General features: G+C 71.0%; 16 protein-coding genes. 5 read left to right on the top strand and 11 right to left on the bottom strand.

Annotated features, from left to right (window positions below):
- Positions 1–26: 26 nt before the first annotated feature.
- Together ACWEN6_RS12900 and ACWEN6_RS12895 are read right to left on the bottom strand one after the other, a co-directional pair.
- A complete protein-coding gene (locus ACWEN6_RS12900; RefSeq protein ID WP_354851172.1) occupies positions 27–458 on the bottom strand; it encodes an SgcJ/EcaC family oxidoreductase in 432 nt (143 codons plus the stop codon).
- 27 nt (positions 459–485) lie between these two features.
- Positions 486–1670: an acyl-CoA dehydrogenase family protein gene (locus ACWEN6_RS12895; RefSeq protein WP_354851169.1), complete on the bottom strand. Its 1185-nt coding sequence runs from the start codon at positions 1668–1670 to the stop codon at positions 486–488.
- Between the two features lie 420 nt (positions 1671–2090).
- Here ACWEN6_RS12895 and ACWEN6_RS12890 point away from each other — a divergent pair, with 420 nt between their 5' ends.
- Positions 2091–3704, top strand: coding sequence for a 4-hydroxyphenylacetate 3-hydroxylase family protein (locus ACWEN6_RS12890; protein ID WP_452570341.1), 1614 nt, complete (start codon positions 2091–2093; stop codon positions 3702–3704).
- A gap of 83 nt (positions 3705–3787) precedes the next feature.
- Here the strand turns inward: ACWEN6_RS12890 and ACWEN6_RS12885 are convergent, their stop codons facing one another.
- The 3 genes from ACWEN6_RS12885 to ACWEN6_RS12875 form a co-directional block, all read right to left on the bottom strand.
- Positions 3788–5473 carry a hypothetical protein gene (locus ACWEN6_RS12885; protein ID WP_452570340.1) on the bottom strand — a complete coding sequence of 562 codons (1686 nt, stop codon included), beginning with the start codon at positions 5471–5473 and terminating at the stop codon, positions 3788–3790.
- A gap of 91 nt (positions 5474–5564) precedes the next feature.
- A complete protein-coding gene (locus tag ACWEN6_RS12880; RefSeq protein ID WP_452570339.1) occupies positions 5565–8432 on the bottom strand; it encodes a helix-turn-helix transcriptional regulator in 2868 nt (955 codons plus the stop codon).
- Positions 8433–8567: 135 nt separating this feature from the next.
- Positions 8568–8735, bottom strand: a complete 168-nt coding sequence (locus ACWEN6_RS12875) for a hypothetical protein (protein ID WP_354926485.1) — start codon at positions 8733–8735, stop codon at positions 8568–8570.
- A 102-nt stretch (positions 8736–8837) separates the two neighbouring features.
- Between ACWEN6_RS12875 and ACWEN6_RS12870 the strand changes: the two genes are divergently transcribed.
- From ACWEN6_RS12870 to ACWEN6_RS12860, 3 genes are read left to right on the top strand one after another with little or no spacing between them, the layout of a single operon-like run.
- A complete protein-coding gene (locus ACWEN6_RS12870; protein ID WP_452570338.1) occupies positions 8838–9740 on the top strand; it encodes a hypothetical protein in 903 nt (300 codons plus the stop codon).
- A gap of 17 nt (positions 9741–9757) precedes the next feature.
- Positions 9758–10330 carry an ATP-binding protein gene (locus ACWEN6_RS12865; protein ID WP_354926481.1) on the top strand — a complete coding sequence of 191 codons (573 nt, stop codon included), beginning with the start codon at positions 9758–9760 and terminating at the stop codon, positions 10328–10330.
- A 15-nt stretch (positions 10331–10345) separates the two neighbouring features.
- Positions 10346–11845, top strand: a complete 1500-nt coding sequence (locus tag ACWEN6_RS12860) for an ASCH domain-containing protein (protein ID WP_452570337.1) — start codon at positions 10346–10348, stop codon at positions 11843–11845.
- Positions 11846–11929: 84 nt separating this feature from the next.
- On the opposite strand, the gene ACWEN6_RS12855 is transcribed toward ACWEN6_RS12860, so the two are convergent.
- Positions 11930–12421, bottom strand: a complete 492-nt coding sequence (locus ACWEN6_RS12855; protein WP_452570336.1) for a winged helix-turn-helix transcriptional regulator — start codon at positions 12419–12421, stop codon at positions 11930–11932.
- A 73-nt stretch (positions 12422–12494) separates the two neighbouring features.
- Here ACWEN6_RS12855 and ACWEN6_RS12850 point away from each other — a divergent pair, with 73 nt between their 5' ends.
- Complete coding sequence (locus ACWEN6_RS12850) at positions 12495–13091, top strand: dihydrofolate reductase family protein (protein WP_354926475.1); 597 nt, start codon at positions 12495–12497, stop codon at positions 13089–13091.
- A gap of 99 nt (positions 13092–13190) precedes the next feature.
- Here ACWEN6_RS12850 and ACWEN6_RS12845 read toward each other — a convergent pair whose 3' ends face one another.
- The 5 genes from ACWEN6_RS12845 to ACWEN6_RS12825 form a co-directional block, all read right to left on the bottom strand.
- A complete protein-coding gene (locus ACWEN6_RS12845; RefSeq protein WP_354851151.1) occupies positions 13191–14063 on the bottom strand; it encodes a phytanoyl-CoA dioxygenase family protein in 873 nt (290 codons plus the stop codon).
- Positions 14064–14148: 85 nt separating this feature from the next.
- Positions 14149–14424: a phosphopantetheine-binding protein gene (locus tag ACWEN6_RS12840; RefSeq protein WP_354926473.1), complete on the bottom strand. Its 276-nt coding sequence runs from the start codon at positions 14422–14424 to the stop codon at positions 14149–14151.
- Positions 14425–14499: 75 nt separating this feature from the next.
- Complete coding sequence (locus ACWEN6_RS12835; protein WP_452570335.1) at positions 14500–15900, bottom strand: condensation domain-containing protein; 1401 nt, start codon at positions 15898–15900, stop codon at positions 14500–14502.
- Positions 15901–16095: 195 nt separating this feature from the next.
- The gene (gene cmdF, locus ACWEN6_RS12830; RefSeq protein WP_354926469.1) at positions 16096–17712 is read right to left on the bottom strand and encodes a tyrosine 2,3-aminomutase; all 1617 of its coding nucleotides are present in this window, start codon (positions 17710–17712) and stop codon (positions 16096–16098) included.
- A complete protein-coding gene (locus ACWEN6_RS12825; protein WP_452570334.1) occupies positions 17709–21125 on the bottom strand; it encodes a non-ribosomal peptide synthetase in 3417 nt (1138 codons plus the stop codon). The genes cmdF and ACWEN6_RS12825 overlap by 4 nt, the downstream gene beginning before the upstream one ends.
- Positions 21126–21187 lie beyond the last annotated feature (62 nt).

Genomic DNA, 21187 nt, shown 5'->3' with positions numbered 1-21187 from the left:
CGGCCCGGCGGCTCCCCGTGTCCGCCTCAGGCGGACTCGAGGGGGCTGTTCTGGTAGGCGGCGAGCTTCCACTGCCCCTCGTGCCGGGCGACGACCCAGGTGGCGCGGACGGCGCGGTCGGGGTGCACCTTGTTCTCACCCGCGGCGAGCACGCCGCCCTGGGTGATCACCAGGGCGGTGTCGGCGTTCAGGAACCGCATGTCGATGGGAAGGCCGGTGACCTGGGTGCCCTTGTACGGGCCGGCGAAGGCGGCGGTCATGTACGCCTCGATGTCCGCGGTGCCCTTGCTGAACGCCCCGGGAAGGATCATGGTGCCGTCGGGGGTGAACACCTCGGCGAAGGCCTTGGCGTTGTGGCTCGCCCACGCCGCGACGATGCGGCTCGGGACCGAGACGACGGCGGCCTTGTCCTTGTCGGTCACGGCGGGGGCGGCGGTGGCGGTGCTGGTGGGGGCCATGTCGAGATCCTTTGGTCGTCTCTGCCGTCAGATGTAGAGCGTGTTGGGCTCGAGACCGCAGAGGATCCGCCCGTACAGCTCGGCGTTGGTGTTCGGGTGCATCAGGGCGTGCAGGTTCGCGGCGTGGGTGTCGCGAGCGATGCGCTGGATCGGCACGATGCTGTAGATGGACGAGCCGCCGCTCGCCGAGGCGAAGATGTCCACCGCCTCCTTGGCCAGCTTGACCACCGCGCCCATGTCGCCGCGGGCCCGCGCCCGCTCCTCGATCGTCCACTCCGCGCCCTGGGCGCCCTTGGAGTCGACCAGTCCCGACAGCCGGTGGGCGTGGAACTCCGCCTGGTCGATCTTGTTGACGGCCTCGGCCACCTGCAGGTGGGTCAGCGGCGCCTCGGCCTGGCTGTCGTACCCGGTGTAGGTGATCTTGCGTCCGGGCAGCCGCTCGAGGAAGGTGTCCTTGGCCGCCTTGGCGAGCCCGATCAGGGTGCCGACCGAGGACGCCGAGGCGACCGGGAGCAGCGGCGAGCTGTAGATCGGGCGGCCCTGGACGGCCGGCGAGGCGGCCTGGCCCTGCAGCACCAGCGGCAGCGGCAGCACGCGGGCGTCGGGGATGAACAGGTCCTGGGCGATCGTGGTGACGCTGCCGGTGCCCTTCAGGCCCGAGGTGTGCCAGTCGTCGACGATCGTCAGGTCCGACATCGGCACGACGATGGCGACCGGCATGGGCTCGCCCTCCCCGCCGATCTGGATCGCGACGATGACCTGGTAGTGGGCGTGCAGGGCGCCGCTGATGAAGCCCCACTTGCCGTTGACGATGACGCCGCCGTCGACCTTCGCCGCCATGCCGGTCGGGCTCAGCGTCCCGCAGATGCGCACGTCCGGGGTGGCGAACACCTCGTCCAGGACGGGCTCGGGGAACATGCTGGCCATCCACGTCGGGATCCAGTACACCGACGCGACCCAGGAGGTGGAGCCGTCGGCCCTGCCGAGCTCGGTGGCGACGTCGATCAGCGTACGGGTGTCGGACTCGTAGCCGCCGTAGCGGACGGGGACCCGCATCTTGAAGACGCCGGCGTCCGCCAGGGCCTGGATGGACTCCTCGTGGACGCGGCGGTTGTCCTCGTTCCAGGCCGCGTGCCCGCGAAGGAGCGGCACGAGTTCGGACGCGCGTTGGACGAGCTGGTCCCGCGTCGGAACCTCGGTCGTCAGCACCATATCCTCCTAGAAAAGACCGGCGAGAAAAGGCGGCGCCGGCAGGCGCGCCGGAAGGCCCGGAATTCGCACGTGGCCGGATCGCCGGCCGCCGATGCTCACCATCCGACGGTCGCACCGGCCTTCCTGCCACGCATCTTCTGGAATGCGAAAGCCCTATTCCGCAGGCCGGAGACCGCAATGTGAGAGATGTGCCGCGGGAATGGCGGATGTGAATATTAAGCTCCGCGACAGGCTTCCGGTGTGCCCGCCCGTCATCGGCGCCGAGCGGAACGTTTCACCGGCGAGCACGGCCCCGGCCCGACCGCCGGCACGCGTGCGACAGCGGACTTTTCTTCGGGCGTGTCCATTCGGGGCGTGCTTCCTCCAGGCACCTCCCCTGGACGGCCGGCTCGACGGCTACCGATTCATCGAGGAGTTGAGGTGCACGTAGAGGAAAGAAGTCCGGCAGCCGCCGACACGGCCGCCCCTGAGGCCGGCGTGGCCGCGGAGCGGCCCAAGACGCGCCCGTTGACCGGCGAGGAGTACATCGAGAGCCTGCGCGACGACCGGGAGATCTACCTGTACGGCGAGCGGGTGAAGGACGTCACCGCGCACCCGGCTTTCCACAACCCCATCAGGATGACGGCGCGGTTGTACGACGCGCTGCACGACCCCGACAAACAGGCCATCCTGACCAAGCCGACCGACACCGGCAGCGACGGCTACACCCACCGGTTCTTCACCACGCCGCACAGCGTCGAGGACCTGGTCGCCGACCAGCGGGCCATCGCCGAGTGGGCGCGCATGAGCTACGGCTGGATGGGGCGCAGCCCCGACTACAAGGCGGCCTTCCTCGGTACGCTCGGCGCCAACGCCGACTTCTACGAGCCGTTCTCCGACAACGCCCGGCGCTGGTACAAGGAGTCGCAGGAGAAGGTCCTGTACTGGAACCACGCGATCGTCCACCCGCCGGTCGACCGCAACCGCCCGCCGGACGAGGTCGCCGACGTCTTCGTGCACGTCGAGAAGGAGACCGACGCAGGGCTCGTGGTCAGCGGGGCCAAGGTCGTGGCCACCGGCTCGGCGCTCACCCACTACAACTTCATCGCCCACTACGGGCTGCCCATCAAGGACAAGAAGTTCGCGCTCGTCGCCACCATCCCCATGGGCGCGAAGGGCATGAAGCTCATCTGCCGGCCGTCCTACTCCACCGCCGCCACGGTGATGGGCACGCCGTTCGACTACCCGCTCTCCTCGCGGCTGGACGAGAACGACACCATCCTCGTCCTGGACAAGGTGCTCATCCCCTGGGAGAACGTCTTCGTCTACGGCAACCTGGGCAAGGCGCTGCTGTTCACCGGCCGCTCCGGCTTCTTCGAGCGCTTCACCTTCCACGGCTGCACCCGGCTGGCCGTGAAGCTGGAGTTCATCGCCGGGCTGCTCGTCAAGGCCACCGAGATGACCGGCACCAAGGACTTCCGCGGCGTGCAGACCCGCATCGGCGAGGTCCTGGCGTGGCGCAACCTGTTCTGGGCCTTCTCCGACGCCGCGGCGCGCAACCCGGTGGAGTGGAAGGACGGCGCCCTGCTGCCCAACCCGGCGTACGGGCTGGCCTACCGCTGGTTCATGCAGACCGGCTACCCGCGGATCAAGGAGATCATCCAGCAGGACATCGCCAGCGGGCTGATCTACATCAACTCCAGCTCCGAGGACTTCAAGAACCCCGACATCCGGCCCTACCTGGACAAGTACATCCGCGGGTCGGACGGCAGCGACGCGGTCGAGCGCATCAAGGTCATGAAGCTGCTCTGGGACGCCATCGGCACCGAGTTCGGCGGCCGGCACGAACTGTACGAGCGCAACTACGCGGGCAACCACGAGAACACCCGCGTCGAGCTGCTGAACGCCCAGCTGGTGGGCGGCGAGGTCGACGGCTACAAGGCCTTCGTCGACCAGTGCCTCAGCGAGTACGACCTGGACGGCTGGACGGTCCCCGACCTGTCCTCCTTCGACCACCTCCGCCGCATAGGCAACGGCACCACCCTCAACCCCTGACCGCCCACCCCATTCGCCACTGAGACCACCGCCCCGGCGGGTTTCCGCCGGGGCGGTGGCACGTGGCCGTGACGAGACGGCGGTTACTCGAAGATCAGCCCCACGCCTGGGACGCACTTGGGCTTCTTGGGAGCGAAGATGAGGGTGTCGATGGCCGTCGCGGTCTGCACCGGTCCGCCCCTGACCTGCACCCCCGTGTAGAACTGATAGCGGACCGGCCGGAAGATGTCGCACGGGTCCTTGGGAATGTACTCGGCCGGGATCCACGTCGACCCGCCGCCGCCACCGCCGCCGGGGGAACCGGTGTCAGAGCCGCCCGGAACCGGCTCGCCGGGCAGGGGGTACGGGAGGACCTTGCGGGGGTCGAACCAGAGGTCGGTCGACAGGACGATGCCGGTCGGGGTGATGGCGCGGCACACGCTGTCGATGTCGGTCTCCTCGCAGACCTGCGCGGAGTTGGTGTAGGCCCATTGCCCGACCGACTGGATCTCATCCGGCGTCGCGTCGGCCAGCGGCTGCGGGTTGATGGTCACGCGGTCGAAGTTCGGCCCCTGCGGGAAGAGTGCCGGCATCCTGGCCGCCAGGAAGGTCGCGAGCGCCTTGCCGATGGCCACCGAACCGAGCTCGTTCGGGTGGAAGCTCTCCTGGAACGACTTGAAGATCTTGCCGCTCCACAGCACGTCCGGGCGGCGCACGAGGCCCTGGAAGTAGGTGTCGGGACGGCCGAGCTCATGTCCCGCGACCACGCTGGTGCCGTTCGGCCCTGCCGTGTTCGGGTCGAAGATGTGGACCTGGGTGTTCGGATGGCTCGCCTGGAACTGCGCCACCCCGTCCCGGATGGCCTGGTTCACCTTGGCCGCGAAGGGATACATCAGGTCCATGGTGTGGCCGGTGATCTCCTCCATGCCGGTGTTGCCCGACTCCTTGACCGGAAGCGGGTAGAGCGCCACGACGATCTCCGCCACCGGGTGGGTCTCCCGGACGGTCTCCAGTCCCTGGGCGATCTTGTCCGGCAGGGGGGTGATCCGCGACTGCAGCCGGCTCACCTCGAGGGCGACCGCCTGCTCCTGGTCGGTCTGCCAGGTGAACACTCCGAAACGGCCGGTGGCCGGGTTCAGGTACGCCTCGGCCGCGGTGCTGACCAGGTCGGCGAAACCGGCGTCGTTGCCGCCCAGCCCGAAGTAGGCGATCTTCGCCATGGTCGGGACGTCCTGGGCCTGTGGCGGATTACGGACGACCGTTCCGCCCTTCTCCATCTGCGGCTCGTTGAGGTGTTTGATCCACGCGCCGGACGAGGCGTTGAAGAAGAGCCGGTCGCGCCCGAACGTCGTTCGCATCGTGTCCGAGGTGAGAGTCGGCCTGTACAAGGGGTAGCGGTTCATCTCCAGGGCCGTCCAGGCCACGGCGAAGGGGGCGAGACCGGACTTGTGGGTCCAGTCCTCGCTGCCGTCGGACTTCGTCACGTACGTGTGGTCGTGGCTCGCGCCCTCGCCGCTGGTGTAGCTGTCGCCGTAGACGACCGCGTCGTACGGATCCGGCCCCAGATCGACACAGGTCGGCGGGCACGGCAGCGGGACCGGCAGCGGCGGGCGCGTCGGGAACGGAACGCCGGACGGCAGCGGCGAGAGCGTCGGCAACGGACCTCGGGTCGGCAGCGGTATCGGATCGGCGCTGGCCACAGTGGCCGGCAGGAGCAGCCCCAGGGCGGCGGACAACGTCGCCAGTACGACGTACACCCGGGTACGTCTCGGGACACGGGAGGGTGACATGTGAACCTCGCTCGATGATCGCGTGGCTTGCCGCAGCAGCATGCTTCACGGCGGCCGTCGCTAGCATCGGGCGGTTCCCTACCGCACCCCCCTACATCGGCCCGGCGTCCGGGCCGGCGGCGGCTCGTTCGGCCCTGAACCGGGCGTCCGCCGTCAGGTGCTGGGTGAGCGTGACGCGCGACTGGACGCCGAGCTTGGCGAAGGTGCGCGAGAGGTGGGCCTCCACCGTCTTGGGGCTCAGGTACAGCCGCTCCGCGATCTGCTGGTTGGTCAGTCCGTCCACCGCGAGGTCGGCGATCTGCCGCTCCCGGGTGGTGAGCGTGGACAGCGGACCGGCCGGCCGGCGCCGCCCCCGGGGCGCCCGGGCGGCCAGCCTGCGTTCGTCGCGCGCCAGCGAGGCCGACAGCCAGGTCGCCCCGGCGGCGGCGTACAGGGATTTGGCCCGGCCTATCTCGTGCTGGACCTTCCCGGCCGCGCCCAGGGCGGCGTACAGCTCGGCGGCGAGTTGCCGCGTGAGCCCCTCCTCGACCGGGGCTCCGGCGGCGGCGAACTGGTCGGCGCCCCGTGCCGCGTGCACGGCCGCCTCCTTCGACCGCCCGGCGAGCATGAGCACCTTCGCCCGTGCCCGGTGCGCGAACCCCAGCTGATGCGGCAGACCGGACCGCGTCGCCCGGAGAACGGCGCTTTCCGCGAGCGAGTCGGCCTCGGACCCGGCGCCGCCGGCGGCGGCCGTGGTCACCGCCTGGAGAGCCAGGCAGTACGTCGTGGTCGGTTCGTCGGCCGGCTCCTGCCCGGTCAACGCGGCCATGGCCCGGTCGGGCCGCCCGGCCTCGGCGTGGACGAGGGCGAGGTCGAGGGTCGCCAGCCCTGACCACCACCCCGACCGGGGCCGGGTCCCGGAGATCCGTTCGGCGTGTTCCAGGGCGGCCCGCGGTCCGTCCCGCCACAACAGCGGACGCAGGAGCAGGATGCTGGACATGGCCAGGGTCTCCCGGCTGTGGATCAGCCGGGACGCCTCGCGGGCCTCCTCGGCGGCGGTCACCGCCTCGGGCAGCCGGCCCTGCCGCTCGTGCAGCGCGGACACGACGATGAGCAGGTACGGCACGCTGTGGCTACGCCCGGCACGGTAGGCGATGTCCAGCCCGCGGCGCAGATGCCGCAAGGCGTCGTCGTAGCGCCCCAGGTGGAGCTCGACCCACGCCAGCGGCGCGACGAACTCCAGGTGCGGGGCGAGCACGTCGTCGGTCATGGCGTCGGTCAGCCACGCCGCCCGGTCGGTCTCGCCGCGGCTGTGTGCCACGCGGCCCTCGCGCAGGCCGGCCAGCGCCTGGATGGTGCCGGCGGCCGCTTCCAGCGCCTTGTCGTCCGCGTCCTTCAGGGACCGGATCGCCTCGGCGGCCGTGCGCCGGGCCTTCGCCGGCTCACGGCCCATCAACTCGACCGCGGCCAGCCCGACCTGGGCCAGGCTGGTCGACCGGTCGGGCGCGTGCGGCCGGGTCAGCTCGGTGGTGAGCAGTGCCTTGGCCTCGTCGAAGTCGCCGAGCAGGCGATAGACCATCGAGGAGAAGCTCACCGCGGCGATACGCAGCGGCCCCGGCGCCCGTATCACCTCCTGCAGGATCTGCCTGCTGGCCGCCAGTTCGCCGGTCACCCCTAAGGCGCGGCCCAGTGCCCATTGCAGCTGGACCCGCCACAAGGCCAGGTCCGCCTCATCCGGCAGCAACCGGATCGCCGTGCGCAACAGCCGGACGGCGGTGGACGGAGCGGCGTCCAGAGCCGCCCTGGCCGCCGCCTCCAGCGTCCGCACCGCCTGCACGTCGCCGTGTCTGGCCGATCGCGCGGTGTGGTGGGCCAGCAGCTGCAGCGGGCCGCCGTTGGTGCGCAGATGCTCCGCCGCCCGCTCGTGCGCGCGCGAGCGCCAGGCCGCGCCGGCCATCCAGTACGCCGCGGCCCGGACCAGCGGGTGGCGGAAGCGGAGACAGGCGTCGGCCTCCACCACCGTGCCCACGCCGACCAGGTGGTCGATGGCCTTGTCGAAGGCGGCCTCAGGCAGTTCGGTGATGGAGGCGACCAGGTCCAGGGAGATCGGTTCACCGGCCACCGCCGCCGCGCAGGCCACCTGCCGGACATCGGGCGTCAGGGCGGTCAGTTCGGTGCTGAGCACGTCCAGCAGTGCCCGCTCGGGTGCGCCGGTCGCCGCGTCCCCGGCCTCCGCGAGCGCGGTGAGCGTCTCCACCCCGGCGTCGGCGAGCACCTGGAGGTAAAGCGGGTTTCCGCGGGTCGTGCGGTACAGCAGTCGCCGCCGGCCGCGGTCGGCCCCCGGTAACAGGGCCGCCACGTCGGCCTCGCCCAGCGGGGCCAGGCTGATGTGGACGGTCGCGTCGCCGAGCTGGGCCAGGGCCCGCCCGATGCCCGCGGGCGCCTGCGCCGTGCGGTAGGCGGTGGCCAGCAGCAACGGCGCCCGCGGCGGGCGGCGCAGCAGATACTCGGTCAGCTCAACGGAGGACCGGTCGGCCCAGTGCAGGTCGTCGAGCACGATGGCGACCGGGCCGGCGGCCCCCTGGTCCTCGATGAGCCGGCGCGCGCGCTGGAAGAGCCGGTAGCGGTCGAGCCCCGCGCGCCGCGCCTCGGACGGTCCGGTGGCGTCCAGCAGCAACTCGGTCAGCGCACCCTGCGCGTCCCGGCGCGGATCACCCGGCTGGGGTTCGAACGCGGCGATGTAGACACCGAACGGCACGTCACGCTCGAACTCGGTCGCCTGGCCGTGATGGACGGCGAACCCACGGGCCCGAACCATGTCGGCCAGTTCGGCGAGCAGCCGGGTCTTGCCCATTCCCGGGTCGCCACGCACCGCCACGGCCCGTAGCGCTCCGTCGGCGGCTCCGGACACGGCGCTCTCGAGGAGGCCGAGCTCAGCGTCGCGACCGATCGGCCTGCCGTATGTCGCTCCGTTGGCCATCCCGCCCTGAACATCCAGTCCGGTGAGTGCAGATAGCAGCGACGCCCAGCCTAGCCGGGGTGATCGTCGGTTGGGAATACGGTCACGACCCGGTGGTCGGGCGCCGGTGGACGCCGGACCACACGTTCACCTGGGTCAGTTCGCTTCCACCTGGGCGGCGAGGAGGCCGTCGAGAATCGCTGAGACCGTCTGGTCCGGCGTGTGCTCCGACGTGTCCAGCCAGAGCCCGATGCGCGGCGTCTCTTCACGAAGAGCGTGGTCGAGCACGTCGACCGTCCAAGCGGCGCCCATCTCTGCGGTCACCGGAGTTCCAGGCCGGCGGATCAGGATGGATCCGTCAAGCCTCTGGTCATTTTCAGGGCATGATACTGGGCATTTACTGGGTACGGCTGCCATACTGATCCCGTGAGCGGAGAAGCAGGCGGCTCGCCCACAGACGCGCTGCCGGACGAGATCCGGACCCTGTTGCGTGGCGGGTTGCCGGTCCGGCCGGATCTGTGCGGCCCAGCCCTACTAGGTCTACGGGGGGTGAAGGCGCGGGCGCTGCGTCCGGAGGACTCCGCCAGCCGAGTACGGGCGTTGGACGGGCTGCTACGGGAACAGCTTGACCGGTTCGAGAACGCGGAGCTGGCCCTCGCGGCCCGGCTTCTGTTCGGGGCGGAGGCCAAAACATCGGGGGCGACGTTGACGGCCCGCCGCCAGGCGGCGGCAGCAGCCGCCCAGTACGAGGTGCATCACTTCCGCAAGCGGATCGAACCAAAGGTGGCGAGGCTGGTGGCTTGGCAGCTGCGCCGTGACAGCGAGGAGTTCACCGCCCGGCACGCCACACCTCCCGAGTTGCACGCCGCCTCGGGGCCGCCCGTGCTTCCGGCGGACGTGTTCGCGTGGGAGGCGGCCGAGCATCAGCACGCCCTCGCCGCGCTATGGGGGGCGATGTACCTGCTGCGGGCTGAGCTGCTCACGGTAGCCCGTCTGGTCAGCATGGAAGCCTCTGCGGCCGAGACAGAAGCGGCGGCCGTGACGGCCCTGTGGCGGCACGGTTTGGTTCTGACCGCGGCTGCCAGATACCGGGCGGCCTACGGCAACGTCCTGCTACACGCGGCGACCGATTCGAGCCTTAAGGAGGTCGCCGCCTTCGCGGGGTGGGTACCCCCGATCACTCCTGCCCAAGAGCTGCTTCTCACCGAAATCGCCGACCCCGTGGGAGGTCTTGCCGACTTCACCGCGAGGTTGGGCGCAGCCGCCGGCGGTGCCGCGCTCGCCGCCGTATGGCGGCGAGCATTGTGCGGCCACGCAAGCGGTTCCTAGATGGAGGTCATCACATCATGAGAGCAGAGCAGCTTCTTGATCCGAATACTCCACCTCGCCGATACGTCGTAACAGGCGGGCCATCCGCCGGCAAGGAAGCGGTCATCGCCGAACTGCACGGACGAGGCATCCCCGCGACGGAGGGTGAACCAGCCCGAGAGATCTACCGCAAGCACCGTGATCGGCTTGGCCGGCATCTACAGGTGGGCGACCGGCGCGCCTACTCCCGAGATGTGCTCGAGGCGTTCATCGCCGAGTACTGCGACCACAAGTTCGGACTGCGGTTCTACAACCGCGGCATCCCGGACGGGTACGGATGGGACGCCTTCTTCGGTCTCGGCCCCTACCCCGAATTGGAGGAAGCCTCTCGCGTCTACCGCTACGACGCGGTGTTCGTCCTGGATCCGCTGGATGATTTCGACTCCGAAGACGACCTCGTGTGGGCCAAGGAACGCGAGATTCGACGCGTCCACGAACTGATCATTCAAGGTTACTACGACGCCGCATACCGGCCCATCTTCGTCCCCGCCGACGAACCTGGCCGGCGTGTCGACTTCATCCTCGCCCAGATCCCTGTGCCGGCGACCTGATCGAGAGGTACCACGATGAACAGCCGTGCCGACAGTGTGGAGATCATCAGCCCGAACAACGTGCTGGCCAACGCGATGCTGCGCAGCGTCGATATGGTCCGGCCCCGGCTCCAGGCCGCCAACCCCGACCGCGTCGCCTTCTGCGTCGGCACCCAGATCAACGGCGCCCCGCACCTGGGCACCTCTCTGGTCCAGACCGCGGCGTTCCTGCTGGCCAAAGCCACCAAGCGCACCTTCAACGTCGACGCCGTAGTCCGGTTCGGAGCGTTGGACAACGCACCGTACGACGTCCGGCTCGATCCAGAGACACACCACGCCTACCAGCAAACCTACTTCCATGCCCTCGGCCCGGACGGGGTCGGCGATCTGATCGGCAAGTACTACCGGGCGATGTTCGACTCGCTCGCCGACGCCACCGGCGTTGACTACGAGATCGAGACCTACTCTGCTCAGCAGGGCGGCCCCGCTTTCCGGCATGAGTTCCTCGCCACCCTCGGGAGGCTGGACCAAATCCGCTGGCCTCTGGCGCCCTCCCATGGCCAGGTTCACATCCGGCTGCCCTGCCCGGCCTGCGGCTGGGCAGAAAAGCGAGCCGAACGCACCCGACTGCTGCGAACCGGCTCAGGAGGGGCGGACTTCGCCGCAGTGTGCACCGACCACGGCGACTACGAGATCTCGATGACCGCCGACACCAGCGCTTACCTCGATCTGGCCACTCTCTACCGCAACCTGGTGAAGGAGCGCTTGGCCGCCCGCGACCACGTCACCTTGTCGGTCATGGTCAAGGGCGGCGACTGGGCCTACGGCTGCCAACTGGTGGACGAGGCCTTCGCCCAGCTACCAGGGCCACCTCCGCCGCCGCGCGTGTTCACGCCGATGATTCTCACCGACACCGGCGCCAAACTCTCCAAGTCCCTCATCCGTGAGGGCAAGGTGGCGCCGCCACCGGGCACCCATCCATGGATGCTGGACGCCACCGAATGGCCCGGCGATCTCGACTCCTATGTCGACGCCATGGTCTGGCTGGTCGGCAAGATGCTCGCCGACCCCAAGCATTTCTACCGTTCCTACACGACCGCTGAAGTAGACAGGATCATGACCGCACGCCCGCACACGAAGACGGGCATGCGTGCCCGGGAGATGAACCTCTACCGCCGGTACTTCGACCTTGTCGCCGATGGCCGCAAGACGATAGAAGTCCGCGTCCAGTACCCCAGCCTGCGTACCCTGACCACCGGCGACTACATCCGGTTCGTGTGCGGCCGCGATGACGTCCTCACCAAAGTGCGACGCGTCGCCCGCTACATTTCCTTCGAGGAGATGCTGGATGCCGAAGGTCCCGAGAAGGTCAATCCCACCAGTCCCCGGGAACAACAGCTCGCCAACATCCGCCGCATCTATGGTCCGGAGAAGGAAGCTCTCGGCGTGCTTGCGATCGAGATAGAACTGGTCGACGCTCCCGCCTCCCGGCCGACGGGAGACTCCGCCTCGGCTGCCAAGCCCTGCGACGGGTGAGCGGACGACACGACGAAACCACCGGTCGGCGCCGCGTGGTTCATCTTGATCGATATGGCCGGAAGCAGCGAAGTCGCCGGCTGTTCAATCGGCTTGTTGCTGCTCGGCGGCGTGGGCGGCGCCGAGTCGTTCGAACGCGCCCGGGCCGTCGTGCGGCTTCGGCGGGGCGCCGAGGTGGTGGACGCGGAGCTCGTCCATGAGCTCCTCGACGAACGCCGGGCCTCCGTCCCGCATGAGCTGCTGCCGGCTTCGGAGCTCGGCGCCGCCGCTGGTCCAGTCGAGGCCCCAGTTGCCGAGGGCGTAGATGATCGGCAGCGTCTGGATGCCGGCCTCGGTGAGGCTGAAGCGCGCGCGCTGTCCGCGGACCGCGGTGCCGCGGGTGAGGATCCCCGCGTCGATGAGCCGCTTGAGGCGGTCGGCGAGGATGTTGGAGGCGATGCCCTCGATCGACCCGGTGAGCAGCGCGCGGAAGTACCGGCGGTCGCCGAAGATGACGTCGCGCAGAACGATCAACGACCAGCGATCTCCGAGCACCTCGACGGCGGCGTTGATCGGGCACTCGGACCGTGGTTCCACGACTCCTCCTTGACAGGTGGTTTGCCCCCCTATAGTAGTTGCAGATTGCAACCACTATACGGAAGGGGAGACGATGGGTCGCTTCACATACTGGATGAACGTGTCCCTCGACCTGCGGATCGAGCAGGTTCCGGGGGACGACGGCGCGGGCGAGTGGCTGCACATCGGCGAGGAGCTGCACCGGGAGTTCAACGCGCGGGCGCGGGGGCTCGCGTCGATGGTGCAGGGCCGGGTCATCTACGAGACGATGGAGCAATCATGGCCGCAGGCGCGTCATGACGCGTCGCTGCCGGACTACATGCGTGAGTACGGCGAGATCTGGACGGACATGCCCAAGGTGCTCGTCTCGCGCACCCGACGCGGCGCCGACCACAACACCCGGGTCTTCGGCGGAGACGACGCGATCGAGCAGCTCGCCGCCCTGCGTGCCGAGACCGACGGCACCATCGGTGTGGGTGGCGCGACGCTCGCCACACAGCTGCTCCGCGCCAGGCTGCTCGACGAGCTGCTGCTGTTCACCCATCCCGCGATCCTCGGCTTCGGCAGGCCGCTGTTCGACGAGTACGACGTGCCGGTCGAGCTCGACCTGCTCGAGCAGCGCTCGTTCGAGCGGGGCGTCACGATGCACCGCTACGCGATTCGCGACACGCTCGCGGCCGGCCCACGTTGAGGGAGGGCACCTCAGGAGCACGCGCGGGCCGGTGGGCATGGGAAGACCGGCGGAGGCGGGGCCTTCGCCGGTCTCGGGGGTGCTGGACGCCGGGGGCGGTCAGACGCGGACGCCGGGGGTGAGGGGGACGCCGGGGCGGGCGTCGCTCTCCAAGGCGAGATAGGGGTCATCCATCTCGTACCAGCCGAGGCCGGGCGGGCAGCGGTCGTACCCGAGCAGGCGCCGGACCTCCTCCGGGTAGGCCAGCACGGACTCCTTGGGCACGGCGAGGTACTGGTTCTCCTCCTGGCGCAGGTTGCCCAGGTCCAGCGCGATCGTCATGCCGGTGCGCGGGGTCTCGGTGTCGTTGCGGCCGCCGCCGTGGTAGACGCCGCCCAGCCAGATCAGGCCCGAGCCGGCCGGCATCTCGGTGGGGAGCGCCTCGGAGGCCTCGGGGGCGCGCTCGTCGTCCCAGTGGTGGCTGCCGGGGATCACCATGGTGCCGCCGTTGGCCGCGGTGAACTCGCTCATGGCCAGCATGAGCTGCACCCGGCTGGTCGGCCCGGGGTGGCGGCGCAGGTGCAGCGCGTCGTCCCGGTGCAGGGGCTGCTTGCCCTGCCCGGCGTGCAGCTGGATGAGCTGGGTGCCGCTGATCTGGATCGTCGGGGTCATCTCGACCCGCGACTTGCCGACCCACATCGGCACCGGCTTCTGCATGATCGCCCGCGCGGCCCCGAGGTACAGGGGCTGGGTCACCACGGGGGTGAGGTGCGCGGTGCGCGCGAACAACGACGACACGCGGCGGGTCCGCTTGCCGTTGTACCAGTCCTGGCTGTACTCGCACGCGTCGAGGGCCGGTCCGAAATCGTCCCACAGCGCGGCGAGCGTGCCGTCGTCGACGAAGTCCTCGACGATGACCGCGCCGTCGCGCTCCAGGATCTCGACGACCTCACCGAGGTCGGCGTCGGGTCGCACCCGGGTCAGGCCCGCCATCGCAGACCACCTTTCATGATGAGAGTTGTCCTCGCGCCCGCGCGCGGGTCGCGCGCGGGCGCCGCCGATGACCGGCCCACTGACGTCACACCCGCGAGGGGTCGCCGGCCTTCGCGACGACGCTGCGGACGAAACCGGCCAGGTCGGGGTCCTCCTCGAAGATGTCGCCGACCTCGATGAAGATGCCGAGCTCCCCCTCGACGCGCGACACGAGCCGGTTGGCGGCCATGGACTCGCCGTTCAGCTCGAAGAAGGTCTCCCGCTCGTGGCCCTCGGGCACCTGGAGAACCGACCTCCAGATGTCCTCGACCTTCTTCTCGATCTCCTCGACGGTGTACTTCCCCGTGCCCTCAGTGCTCATTGGATGTCCTCTCGCTGCTTGCCTGGCAAGGCTTCTCGATCGCTCGACGGGCTCTGCTTGCTGGTTGGTCGGATCTCAGGCGGTCACGGCCCCCGGTGGCGGGCCCCACCGCAGCGGGGCGTCGGGGGCGGTGACCGCGTCCGCGACCACCTGGTGGAACTCCGACGCCATGCGCGTGATGGTGCTCTTGTCGAACAGGTTGCTGTTGAACCCGAGGGTTCCGACGATGTCGCCCGTGGAGTCGATCTCCAGGTGCCACATCGCGCCGTCGGGGATGTCCCCGCCCACGGGCTGGGACAGCAGCCGCCGGCGGATCTCGGAGTAGGCGAGACCTCCGGCCGACTCCTCCTGGCCGGCCAGCGGCGACCGGAAGACCTGGAAGGCGCACACGGCGCGGTCGTCGGCGATCGAGGGGAGCATCAGCTCCGGCGCCTCCTCCAGCACCTGCGCGAACGGGATGTCGTGGGTGTAGGCGGAGATGCAGGTGGCCCGGGTGCGCTCGACGACCTGGCGGAAGGTGTCACACCCGTCCAGATCGATTCGGAGCGGGACGAAGTTGAAGAAGGACCCGACGGTGTCCATGAAGCGCGGCTGGGCGCGGCCGGAGGTGAAGGTCGGCACGACGATGTCGGTGACGCCCGTCTCCTTGCGCAGCAGCGTGGCGTAGGCGGCGAGCAGGACCATGAACGGCGAGCTGCGCATGCCGCGGCCGATCTCGAACACCCCGGAGGTCAGCTCGGCGGGGATCCAGAAGCGGTGCCAGGCGGTGGCCTTGGGCAGCCCGGCCGAGCGCGGGTGGTCGGTGGGCGTGGCCAGGATGCGGGCGCCGCGCAGCCGCTCGCGCCAGAACGCGCGCTTGTCCGCGGACGCGGCCCCGGCGGCGCTCTCCTGCTCCCAGCGCGCGTACTCCCCGTACTGGCACACCTCGGGCAGCTCGACCTGGTGACCGGAGCGCGAGGCGTAGCAGCCGACGAGGTCGCGCATGATCAGGCGCATGGACCACTCGTCGGCGGCGGTGTGGTGGGCGATCAGCACGAGCACCGCGTCGTCGTCGGCGAACCGGCCGATGACGGCGCGCAGCAGGGGCAGCTCGCCGATGCCGTACGCGCCCGCCTCCAGCTCGATGAGCAGCTGTTCGGCGCGCAGCTCGCGGTCGCCGGGGGCGACGCCGGTGAAGTCGCGCACCAGCAGCGCGGCCGGGGTCGGCGGCAGGACCTCCTGATAGCGGGTCTCGGCCGACCGGACGATGATCGTGCGCAGCGACTCGTGGCGCGTCACCACGTCGTCCAGGGCGTCCTGCAGCATCTCGACGTCGACGGCGCCGGTGAGGCGCCAGCCGCAGACGATGTTGTACTTGGGACCGAACGGCCCCTCCTCGTCGCCCACGTCGAAATTGCAGAGGAATTCCTGGTTGAAGGAGAGCGGAATTCGTTCCGCCGTGCCGGCCGGCGCCTGCGGTGGCGCAGAAATCGTCATGATGCTCCAGGTCCTCCTTCGGGTCTGCGCGGGCCGACGCCGGCGCCGGGAGCCCGCGTGGAATTCCGGAAATGCGCAGAGGAATTCATCGGGCGGTCCGGCCCGGGGAGGAGAATGGTCGCACGGCCATATCCATGAACTCTATCCACCCCGGGCCCTGTCACTGTTCTTCTGTATTGCTGTGTTCCGCGCGGCTCAGCGCAGTTCGACGTTGGCGCTGGAGGCGGCCGCCAGGAACTCCCCGCGGGAGATCGCGGCGGCGATCAGCTCGATGTCGTCGGACATGAACCGGTCGGCGTCCAGGGTCGGCACCAGCGAGCGCACCAGCCCGTAGGTGGCCTTGCCCGCCGGGCTGAGCTGCTCGAACCTGCCCGACACGTCCACGGCCTGCGCCGCGGCGAGGAACTCCACGGCCAGGATGCGGTTGTTGTTGGACAGCACCCTGCGGGCGTTGCGCGCCGCGATGAGGCCCATGCTGACGACGTCCTGGTTGTCGCCGTTGGACGGGACGCTCTGGGTGCTGGCCGGGCCGATGGTCCTGTTCTCGGCCACCAGCGCCGTCGCCGGGTACTGCGCTCCGGCGAAGCCGCTGTTCAGTCCCGGGTCGCCCTTGACCAGGAACTCCGGCAGGCCGTCGCTGAGGTACCGGTTCAGCATCCGGTTGGTGCGCCGCTCGGAGAACACGCCGAGCTGGGTGAGCGCGATGGTGACGTAGTCCATCGCGAACGCGATCGGCTGGCCGTGGAAGTTGGCGCCGTGGAAGATCTCCTCCACGCCCTCGAAGAACAGGGGGTTGTCGTTGGAGGAGTTCAGCTCGATACGCAGCTTCTCGGCGGCGTAGTACAGGCTGTCGCGGACCGCGCCGACGACCTGCGGGATCGCCCGCAGCGTGTACGCCTTCTGGATGTAGACCTCGGTGCGGTCCACGCCCTTGCCCGCGCGCTGCTCCTGGGCCTGACGGCGCAGCTCGGCGTGCTCCAGGGTGAGGCCGCTGCCCTTGATCAGCGCCCGCATGTTGGCGGCGTTGTCCATCTGCCCCTGGTGGGGACGGGCGAGGTCGTGGCCCTCGGCCTGGAAGGGGCTGGTCGAGCCGCGCAGCGTCTCCACCACGAGCGCCGTGACGATCTCGGCCTGGCGCACCTGCTCGATGGCGCGGCCGACGACCAGCGACCCCAGCCCGGTCATGCCGGAGGTGCCGTTGATCATCGACAGGCCTTCTTTGAAGCGGAGCTGCAGCGGCTCGATGCCGTGCTCGCGCAGCACCGTCCCGGTCTCGACCCGCTTGCCCTCGCGCAGCACGTAGCCCTCGCCGATCAGCGTGGTCGCGATGTGCGCCAGGGTCGCCAGGTCGCCGCTCGCGCCGAGCGAGCCGATCTCCGGGATGGCCGGGGTGATGCCGAGGTTGAGGTACAGCGCCAGGCGCTCGAGCAGCTCCGGCCGCACGGCCGAGTACCCGCGGGCCAGGGCGTTCAGCCGGGCGGACAGGATGGCCCTGGCCTCGTCCTCGGCGAACAGCGGCCCCACGCCGGCGCTGTGGCTGCGCACCAGGTTGGTCTGCAGCTCCACCTCCTTGGAGGTGTCGACCAGCATGTAGATCATCTCGCCGTAACCGGTGGTCACGCCGTAGACCGGAATGCCCTGCCGGATGGTGTCCTCGAACATCCGGCGGCTGGTCGCGGCCCTGGCCAGCGCCGCGGGGGCGATGGTGACGGACGCCCAGTCCTCGGCCACCCGGCGGACGTCGGCGATTTCCAGGCTCTCGCCGTCGAAGTCGACGGACACTTCGGTTTCCACCAGAGTCACGTTGCTCACCCCATCATGGTTTGGATAACAGCTTCTTTCGGTACGGCTCGCGCCTCGACGAGGGCGGCCAGACCGGCAGGTGTCGGATCGGCGAGGAATCGCGCGACCGAGATCGCCGTTCCGAAACGCCCGCGAATCCGATCGAGCAGCCGCGGGATCAGCAGGGAATGCCCGCCTGCCGCGAAGAAGGTCGTGTCCGCCTCGACGCGCCGGCCGCCGAGCAACTCCGACCAGACGGCGGCCACCTCGGCCTCGACGGGGCCGCGCGGCGGCCCGCCGGGGCGGGCGGCGGAGGGGGCCGGGCGCGGCAGCGCGTTCCGGTCCACCTTGCCGCCGACGTTGCGCGGCAGCGCGTCGAGGGTCTTGAACGACACCGGCGGCATCGCCTTGCCGAACCGGAGCCGCAGCGCCGCCCGCCAGACCTCCGGCCCGGCCCGCCCTTCCTGCGGGAGACCGCCGGCGTCCGGCGCCTCCCGCCGCTCCGAAGCGGGCCCGCCGAGGTCCGGCGGGGGCGGGCGGGGGACGACGTAGCCGATCAGGCGGGTCACCAGGCCGGTGCGGTCGGCGACCGCGACGACCGCGCACTCCGCGACCGACGGATGCGCGGCCAGCGCGGCCTCGATGTCGGTCAGCTCCATGCGGACGCCGTTGAACTTCACCTGGAAGTCACCGCGCCCGCCGAACTCCAGGGACCCGTCCCACCGGCGGCGGCCGAGGTCGCCGGTCCGGTAGCCGCGGCAGGCCGGGTCGAAGCCGGTGAGCGGCCGGAACGGCGCCCGCTCACCGGCCGCGGCGCCGACGTACCCCGGGGTGATGTGCGGGCCGCGGATCACGATCTGGCCGGTGACGCCCGCGGGGCACGGCCGGTCCTGGTCGTCCAGCACCAGGACCTGCCGTCCGGGGATCGACCGGCCGATCGGCGCGACGCCGCGCACCGGGCCGGTGACCTCGTGCCAGGTGGCCAGGATCGTCTCGGTCGGACCGTACAGGTTGACCGTCCGCACCCACGGCAGCGTGGCGCGCACCTGGTCGACCACCTCTCCCGCCAGCGGCTCTCCCGCCAGCAGCAGGTGGCCGAGCCCGCCGAGGAGCCCCTGCACGCCCTGGTCGGCGACCGCGGTGAGGAGCTGGCGGGCGAAGCTCGGGACGGTCTGGAAGTGGGTGAGGCGTTCGGCGGCGAGCCAGCCGGCCATCCGGTCGGGATTGGCCCGCGTGCGGTCGGGGACGGGGCACAGCGTCGCGCCGGCCGCGAGCGTCGCGAAGATCTCGACCAGGCTCGCGTCGTACCCGGGCGCGGCCCACTGCGCGACGCGCGCGCCGGGGCCGATGCGGAACTCCGCCGCGAACCAGGTGACGAACCGCGCCAGCGCCGCGTGCGACTGCGGGATGCCCTTCGGCCTGCCGGTCGAGCCCGAGGTGTAGGCGACGTAGGCCCGCCGCTCGTGGGCGGTGGAAGTCTCGTGGGCGGTCGAAGTCTCGTAAGCGGTGGAAGGGGCGGCCGTCGCCGGCAGGGCGGCCATGTCGACGACCTGCCCGCCCAGCTCCCGCCGGTACCAGCCCGCCAGTTCGCCGTCGGCCGCCTCGCCGTCCAGCACCAGGCGGGCCGGGGCGAGGTCGGCGAGGACCGCCTTGCCGCGTTCGCCGGTGTCGCCGGTTCCCAGGCACACCAGGTACGCGCCCGCGTCCAGCACGCCGAGCAGCGCCGCCACCTGGCGGGGGCCCTGCGGGACCCGCACCGCCACCGGCAGCCCGTCCACACCGCCGCCCGCCCGGAGCGCGGCGGTGAGCGGCGCGGCCAGCTCCTCGATCTCCCGGTAGGAGACCTCGGCGCCGTCCCAGGCCACCGCCGCCGCCTCCGGCCGGCTCCGCGCCCGCCGGTGGAACAGGTCGTTGACCGGGCGGGCGGGCGGCGCGTCGGCGATGCGGTCGGCGTCGCGCACCGCGGCGGCCAGCCGCGCGGGGTCCTCCAGCGGCAGCGCGCCGGCGGGCAGGTCCGGCTCGCGCAGCGCGGCGGTCAGCAACGTGCGGAGCTGGCCGAGCAGCATGCGAGCGGACGCCCGGTCGAACAGGCTCTCGCGGTACTCAAGGCAGCCGCGGACCGAGGGCGAGGCGCGGTCCACGACCAGGGCCAGGTCGCCACGGGCCGCGCCGCCGCCGACCGCGACGGACCGGACGGCCGCTCCGGCCAGCGCGAGCTCCGGCTCCGGCAGCTCGCGCCAGACGAGCATGACGTCGGCCAGAGGGACGCGGTAGGGGTCCCGCTCCGGGTTGAGCGCCCGGACCAGTTCGTCGAAGGGCACCTCACGGTGCTCGTGCGCCTTCAGGGCCAGCCGCGCCGCCCTGCGGAGCACCTCGCGGAAGGACGGGGCTCCGGACAGGTCGCCGCGCAGCACCAGGAGATCGGTGCAGGGGCCGGCGACCCGCTCGTAGCCGGGCGGGCGCGCGTCGGCCGTGACGGCGAGCACGGGCCGGTCCTCGCGCCCGTACCGGCCGAACAGGCACTGCGACGCCGCGAGCAGCACGGCGAACGGCGTCGTCCCCTCGGCGCGGGCGAGCGCGGCCAGGTCGCGGGCGAGCTCGGGGCCCCAGTCGAAGCGGATGGAGTCGCCCTCGGGGGACGGCCCGGCGGGACGCGGCCGGTCCACCGGCAGCGGCGGGCCCGCCAGAGGCGACTCCGGGGCGCGGAGGGCGGAGATCCAGGCGTCGCGCAGGCGGGCGAACTCGGGGGTGGACTCGCGCTCGCGCTGCCTGCGGGCGAAGTCGGCGTACTGGAGGCCGGGCGGGGGCAGCGCCGCACCCGGCGGGCGGCCGGCCGCCGCGCCGGCGTAGCAGGCCGAGACCTCCTCGGCCAGCAGGGTCAGGGAACGGTCGTCGGCCACCGCCCGGTGCAGCACCATGACCAGGGCGTACTCCCCCGGCGCCAGCCGGGCGGCCGCGAGCCGGGCCAGGGGCCCGGCGGCGAGGTCGAACGGAGCGGCGACCTGCCCGGCGCACCACCGCAGCGCCGCCGCCTCGGCGGCGACCGGAAGCACGGCGCCCCTCCCGGTCGCGACCGCGCCCCCCGTAAGGACGGAAACGGCACTTCGCGGAGCCGGGATGGAGCCGGTCGAGCCGAGGAGGGAGGCGGTCAGGTCGACGGTGGTGAGGGTGAGGGCCGGTGCGGGCCGGGCGGCGATGTGCTGCGCGGGGCGTCCGGCCTCGTCCACCAGGGTCGTCCTGAGGATGTCGTGCCGGGCCGCCACCTCGCGCCAGGCCGCCTCCAGCGCCACGAGGTCGAGGTCGCCGGTCACCCGGTAGGCCCGGTGCACGTGGTGCGCAGGCGAGCCGGGGACCAGCCGGTCGAGGAACCACGCCCCGTCCTGCGCCCGGGACGTCACCGCCCGCCGGGCGCCCGGGCCGCGGGCGGGAGATGCCTCAGTCACTCGTGTTCCCTTCGAGGTTCGGCCGCCGTACGCGGATCGCCGGCGGCCGGTCCCATCGCGTC

It is taken from the genome of Sphaerisporangium sp. NPDC004334 (assembly GCF_053602655.1).
Note: the sequence above shows the minus strand (reverse complement) of the source record. Positions and strands in the feature narration are given on the sequence as shown.

What these genes read in the sequence shown, in the direction of transcription:
- ACWEN6_RS12900 (WP_354851172.1), bottom strand. Translation starts at nt 458, where the DNA reads ATGGCCCCCACCAGCACCGCCACCGCCGCCCCCGCCGTGACCGACAAG.
- ACWEN6_RS12895 (WP_354851169.1), bottom strand. Translation starts at nt 1,670, where the DNA reads ATGGTGCTGACGACCGAGGTTCCGACGCGGGACCAGCTCGTCCAACGC.
- ACWEN6_RS12885 (WP_452570340.1), bottom strand. Translation starts at nt 5,473, where the DNA reads ATGTCACCCTCCCGTGTCCCGAGACGTACCCGGGTGTACGTCGTACTG.
- ACWEN6_RS12880 (WP_452570339.1), bottom strand. Translation starts at nt 8,432, where the DNA reads ATGGCCAACGGAGCGACATACGGCAGGCCGATCGGTCGCGACGCTGAG.
- ACWEN6_RS12865 (WP_354926481.1), top strand. Translation starts at nt 9,758, where the DNA reads ATGAGAGCAGAGCAGCTTCTTGATCCGAATACTCCACCTCGCCGATAC.
- ACWEN6_RS12860 (WP_452570337.1), top strand. Translation starts at nt 10,346, where the DNA reads ATGAACAGCCGTGCCGACAGTGTGGAGATCATCAGCCCGAACAACGTG.
- ACWEN6_RS12850 (WP_354926475.1), top strand. Translation starts at nt 12,495, where the DNA reads ATGGGTCGCTTCACATACTGGATGAACGTGTCCCTCGACCTGCGGATC.
- ACWEN6_RS12845 (WP_354851151.1), bottom strand. Translation starts at nt 14,063, where the DNA reads ATGGCGGGCCTGACCCGGGTGCGACCCGACGCCGACCTCGGTGAGGTC.
- ACWEN6_RS12840 (WP_354926473.1), bottom strand. Translation starts at nt 14,424, where the DNA reads ATGAGCACTGAGGGCACGGGGAAGTACACCGTCGAGGAGATCGAGAAG.
- ACWEN6_RS12835 (WP_452570335.1), bottom strand. Translation starts at nt 15,900, where the DNA reads ATGACGATTTCTGCGCCACCGCAGGCGCCGGCCGGCACGGCGGAACGA.